The organism is Okeania sp. SIO3I5, assembly GCF_010672085.1.
Classification (GTDB): domain Bacteria; phylum Cyanobacteriota; class Cyanobacteriia; order Cyanobacteriales; family Microcoleaceae; genus Trichodesmium.
In genome coordinates this window covers 1-3,796 of record NZ_JAAHHT010000431.1, presented here as the reverse complement: position 1 = coordinate 3,796, position 3,796 = coordinate 1, and the positions used below count along the sequence as shown (strand labels likewise).

Annotated in this window: 1 protein-coding gene and 1 other RNA gene; both read right to left on the bottom strand. The window is 38.6% G+C overall.

The genetic code is table 11. The features are described 5' to 3' along the window. Positions 1-402: 402 nt before the first annotated feature. Positions 403-797: a transfer-messenger RNA gene (ssrA, locus tag F6K40_RS39205) on the bottom strand. A 619-nt stretch (positions 798-1,416) separates the two neighbouring features. Further along, positions 1,417-3,189 carry a serine/threonine protein kinase gene (locus tag F6K40_RS39200; protein WP_293145415.1) on the bottom strand — a complete coding sequence of 591 codons (1,773 nt, stop codon included), beginning with the start codon at positions 3,187-3,189 and terminating at the stop codon, positions 1,417-1,419. Between the last annotated feature and the right edge of the window lie 607 nt (positions 3,190-3,796).

The window sequence follows — 3,796 nt, the reverse complement described above, 5'->3', positions numbered from 1 at the left end:
CCTCCCCATCCTCCCCATCCTCCCCACCCTCCCCCTCCTCCCCCTCCTCCCCATCCTCCCCATCCTCCCCATCCTCCCCATCCTCCCCATCCTCTGTCGTACTAGGGACTTTGCAAAAAAAAATTAATATTGGCCTTCAAAACCCAAGCCTTAAGTTTTTCATATTTATTAGCAATTATTATATTTTCTCATTTCTTCGTTTTTTTTACTTATCATAAATCTAAAGAAAAAAAAAATTCTCATCGATTATGGTAAATAATAGAAGCTGAGTAAAAATTGATAAGGTGAGACGCGATTCTGGGTTAGCTTTGTTTAAGTCCCAGTCCCTACTCTATTCCTCAAACTTATAAAAAAAACCGCTCTCTGCTACAAAAACAGAAAACGGCTTGGAATTAATGGAACTAATGGAGCATATGGGAGTCGAACCCATGTCCAAAATGGCTATTCACCCTTCACTCATTCACAGGTTTAGCTCTTTTTAACCCTCAGAGCTGGGACCATCCATTATCCCGGATGGCGGGATGCTCTGGTGAGGTCTTAACTAACAGCTAACCAGAGGTAGTTTGCTAGTGCATCCGTTGGGGTTAAGTCCGCAATCCTTAACGGAGTCAAATTACAGACGCTCGAACCTATAAGAGGTGTTTTTGCAATTAAGCTACAGCTACTTGCTTACGAGCAAAAGGTACAATGTTGTTTGCACTTATTATTTTTTGAGTCCAGGATTTGCGAGAGAAGACTCACTCTCGACCTGCATCACAAAGTAGATTTCACCACCCTGTCGAAACCGTTAATGCCCCGTGTGGTTATTTTTATATAATAGTTCATAAAAATATAGTCACATAAGACATATCCTTATTTTGCAGGTGTTATCCTGACTGGGTGAACTACAACACCACGCCAGTTGCTTCAAGTCGGGAAACCCGCCCAACGCACTGGCTTCTCTATCCCATAGCTCAAAGCATTTGGGACTGCTTTTTCTTTTCCTCTGTGCGTGATTATCTCCCTGATTCAATTTCTACTTGGTCATAATACAGAGGCTTGGACGTAGGTTCTTATATATCTAGAGGTAGCGTGTCAGTCCAGGAATTTCACCCTATTGAAATCAGATCATTGACTCTTGAGGTTATTTGATTTTCTATTATGACATACATTGTTAGATTATGTCAATATTCACCCAAATTTCTGGAGACAAAAGACTATATTTGTATTCATTATTTATGGTACACAATTATTTTAACTATGACAAGTCAAATTAGAATTTAGAATTTAGAATTTAGAATTTAGAATTCAGAAGTCAATTTTTTCCCTATTGCCTGTTTAATAGACCTCTGGCAAAAATTTTAATTAAATCAATTCAATATCTGAAATCAACAATTTCATCTCCCTATTCCCTATTCCCTGACTTCTGCAAGAAGTCTAATGTAAATCATCTTCCCAAACACCAATATAAACACGATTATCACTACTACGCTCAATTAAACCTTGCAAATTCCCTCTTTTAAACTCGTAGCGACTAATTTTACCGTTACGTACATCTTGCAGTCCTTGTTCAATTTCTCGGGTACTCTTCGGTAACATACCTGCAAAAGCTACTTTCACCATCAGGTGATCTATATCATCTGCTACAGACAACTCAGTTTGTCGTAAGCCACCAGAGTCCCGATCAAATAGATAGCCTAAACTAACTTTATTAGGAAGTAAATCATAAATTACAGCTCTGGTATTAGGCCAATATCCGCGCTCTTGAACTTTTGTAGGTTTTCCTAATAATTCTATTACCTTACTTTCTAATGTACCTGGAGGTAAACCACGAATAATCGGCAGATCCCTAATAGTCGAATTATCAATAGGATCGGAAGGAATCTTATCTGGCAATACTAAGTCTAGAAGTGTTTTGGAAACTGAATCTTGAGGAGATGGAGCAGGTGTAGGAGTAGGTGTAACTATTGGTGGTATAGGTGTCGGCTTGACTACCGGATGAGAAATAGTAGGAGTAGGCTTGACTACTGGAGATATAGGAGATGGGGTTGGCGTTGGGGTAGGAGTAAAAGTTGGTTGTGGAGTATTGCTAGCTTGTGGAGATGGGGTAGGTGTAATTGCTGGTGTTGGTATTGGAGTTGGAGTTTGGGCAATAATATCTGATGGTCTTACTGTGGGAGAAGGTTGAGTGGGTTGAGCGATGGGAGGAGTAGAAGAATCCTGAGAGTTAAGCACTATTGCTGCTAATGTTCCTACTATTAGAGTAGCGATCGCTCCAAGTATTCCCCACATCAAAATTTTTGGAGGTCTTTGTGTCGGAGGAAGAGCTACATTACCAATATTTGGATTTCCCAATTTCTGAGCTGGATTATTAGCTATGACCTGTATAGTTGAATTATTGGTGAGAGAATCTGATAAAAATTCTAACCATTCATCCACAGTTTGAGGTCGGTATTGAATCTCTAAAGTCATACCCTTCAGAACTGCTTGATTAACAGTAGCACTAACTTGAGGTTGTAACTCACGAGGAGTAGGCATTTCCTCTTGCACTCTCCTAGGTGCTGGTACCGGCAGTTTTCCAGTTAATAATGTATAGAGGGTAGCAGCTAAACCATATACATCTGTTGCTGCTGTGCGTTTTCCTTGAGGCAAATACTGTTCTGGTGGGGCATAACCATCTGAGACGAGATTAGTGTGAATTTGAGTTTTACCCGCAATAAACTCCCGCGCAATACCAAAGTCAATTAAAATTACTTCCTTAGTATCCTGACGCAACATAATATTTTGGGGTTTAATATCTCGGTGCAGCAAGTTATTTTGATTTACTACCATCAAAGCATTGCCTATCTGACGAATATAATTTACGGCGATCGCTTCTGGTAGAGGTTGGCCACTAAGTATCACTTCTGCCAAAGTCTGACCGGGAATATAGTCCATTACCATATAAGGTTGACCATCTTCCACAAAAAAATCACTAACTCGGACAATATTAGGATGGACACATAAAGCCAGTCTTTTGGCCTCATCCTGAAATTTATTTTTAAATTCTGCAAAATTAGGATGTTGAGTTAGAGACTCATTAAGAGTTTTAATAACTACTGGTTGTCCCAAATAATTATGAGTAGCTTTGATAGTAATGCCAAAACCACCCCTTCCTAGTTCTTGTTCTAAGGTATATTTGCCGCCTTGTAGGTTTGGTGATATTTTCATTTTTCTTATCCTAGTCAGTAGTCAGTAGTCAATAGTTAATAGTCAGTAGTTAGTAGTCAGTAGACCTCTAGTGATAATCAAAAATCAAATCAATTATCGTACAGAAATAATCAATTCTTTCCCCCTACTCCCTACTCCGTACGGACGTTGCATAACAAAAATGCTAACGTCCCTACTCCCTCTTTTCCGGAGAGGTCTAGTAGTTATACCAATTCACTTTAAAAATGTCACAAATAGTTTCAAATTTTAGATGTGAAATAGTTTCCTGAAACTACTGAGTGCGTAAAAGTTATGAGTCTATAAAATCATAATGCATGAATTTTGAATTTTGAATTTTGAATTCCGTGAAACGGTATTAGTAGTTAGTAGTTAGTAGTTAAAATAGCTTTTTTCCTGACTATCTATAAATCTTATTCCAATAGGAATTTCATACCTTATTTCACCAATGCCAAATAAATAAACTAAATTGCATATAGCAATTCCCAAGAAGCGTGAGGTACAAAATTCCTTGGTTTTAGGGAACAGGGAACACTTAACTGGGAACAGGGAATAGGGAATAGGGAATAGGAAACAGGGAATAGGAAATAGGAACAAATAAAGATAGGTG

Coding starts and splice junctions, on each gene's coding strand:
- F6K40_RS39200 (WP_293145415.1), bottom strand. CDS start 3,189: ATGAAAATATCACCAAACCTACAAGGCGGCAAATATACCTTAGAACAA.